The 1,973-nt window shown below is 62.3% G+C and carries 1 protein-coding gene and 1 pseudogene; both read right to left on the reverse strand.

The genetic code is table 11. From position 1 onward, the window contains the following. Nucleotides 1-207: 207 nt before the first annotated feature. Nucleotides 208-495: pseudogene (locus tag BJI47_RS12405) on the reverse strand (IS3 family transposase); the annotation flags it as partial. Nucleotides 496-499: 4 nt separating this feature from the next. Next, nucleotides 500-1,699 carry an IS30 family transposase gene (locus BJI47_RS12410; RefSeq protein WP_125458727.1) on the reverse strand — a complete coding sequence of 400 codons (1,200 nt, stop codon included), beginning with the start codon at nucleotides 1,697-1,699 and terminating at the stop codon, nucleotides 500-502. Nucleotides 1,700-1,973: the final 274 nt, after the last annotated feature.

A 1,973-nucleotide genomic window follows, 5' to 3' on the forward strand; every position in this document is an offset into this window, starting at 1 on the left:
CATCCTTCCAGCGGAACCATCGATCCCGCTATCTCGGTGTCCACCATCCGGGGGGAGCCTCAGCCGAAGAACGCCCCGGCTAGCACGGCAAAGCCTACGAGCCCCGCTACCGAAAGTCCGAGTGAGAGCCACTGCATGGGCGTCGCTCCAATCTGAAAGTAGGAACGGGACTGCCCCCACTTCAGTTGACTCGTGGGGTTGAGTGATTCAGGCCGCGTGCGCGGCCCGGTTGATTGTCTCAAACTCGATCGGCGTGAGTTTGTCGAGGCGTCGTTGGCGGCGCTTGCGGTGGTAGGTCCGTCCGATCCACGTCACGATCGCCAGCCGCAGTTGCGCCCGCGTGGACCAGCGCTGGCGGTCGAGAACGTTCTTCTGCAGCAGGGCGAAGAACGACTCCATCGCAGCGTTGTCGCCGCATGCCCCAACGCGGCCCATCGATCCACGTAATCCATTGTGGGACAACGCGTGCACGAACTTCCTGGATCTGAATTGGGCGAGTTCAATCGGTCGTTGCAACACCGGGCTGTTTGAGCAAGTCTAACTGTTCGGTGAAGACCTCGACCGGCGTCTTCCATCCGAGGACCTTCCGTGGTCGGTTGTTGACGGCGAGTGCGACGGCTTCGAGGTCCTTGGCGGACCAACGAGACAGATCAGTGCCTTTCGGGAAGTATTGCCGCAGAACTCCATTGGTGTTTTCGTTGGTAGGTCGCTGCCAAGGAGAGTGCGGATCGGCGAAGTACACTTTGGTGCCGGTATCGAGCGCGAACTGGGCATACCCGGACAGCACCTTGCCGCGGTCCCAGGTGAGGGTCTTGCGCAGCTGCTCGGGGAGCTCGGTGATCGATTCCGCCAAAGCGGCATTCATTGCGACAGCTCCGTAACCGCCCAGCGACGGACCGTTTTTCACTGGCGGGTTATCACCCCAGCCTTCCAGCCGGGGAAGGTGCACGAGGATCGTGCATCGACTGCTGCGCTCGACGAGTGTGCCGATCGCAGAGCGGCCCGTCCCGATGATCAGGTCATCCTCCCAATGCCCAGGGAACGCGCGATCATCGGCTTCAGGCGGGTGTTCGGAGAGAACGACATCCGCGGTGACATGCCCCTGTGGCTTGTTCCGCGAGCGCGCACGTGGCTCCCGCAGTGCGCGGCCTGTACGCAGACACGTCACCAAATCGCGTTTGAGGGCGCCTCGGCCCTCGATGAATAGTGATTCGTGGATCGCCTCCTGGCTGATACGCATGGACTCATCATCCGGGAAGTCGACTTTCAGCCGCTGCGAAATCTGCTCCGGGCTCCACGCCGTCGCCCACCTCCGGTCCTGTCGATGCGGCTTGTTCAACCCCTTCCACGGCGGTGGCTGCGGTCCACTGATGACCGTGCCGTCCGATAACCGGGCACTGCCCGCTAAACGTTCTTGTACGTATTCACGTAACTGGTTGTTGTTCAACAGTTTCGCGGACTTCGGACGCTTCGAGGCCTGTTGTGCTTTCCACTGCGCGACCAGGGCACGGTAGAACAGTTTTCCGCTCCGGGTTGCTGCGTTACGGCGCAGTTCGCGTGAGATTGTTCCTGGGTCGCGGCCGATCCTGCGGGCGATCTCGCGGACGCCGACGTCCTGGGCGCGCAGCAGTGCGATTTCCTCGCGTTCGGCGAACGAAAGGTAGCGGCCGGTGGGCTCATCGAGACTCAGTGGCGTCATTCCGCCAGCGTGGCGGAACCACCGCGACCCGACTGGGACCGACACGCCGACCGTCAAAGATGCCTCCGCGGTGCTCATTCCGGTCGCAATCAACCGCCAGAACTGACGTTGCACCACCCGCGAAGGCTCCGGTCGCCCGGGCGAACGCATCGCTGGGCGAAGCGCACGATCAGCACGCCACTGCCGACGAGTGTTTCTTGCAACATCGCTGGCCTTCTTGCTCCAGTCTGCTGTAGCCATGTCGCATACCTCCGAGATCAGGGTGTTGCGACGA

The sequence above is a fragment of the Rhodococcus sp. 1168 genome, from assembly GCF_002091955.1.
GTDB lineage: Bacteria > Actinomycetota > Actinomycetes > Mycobacteriales > Mycobacteriaceae > Rhodococcoides.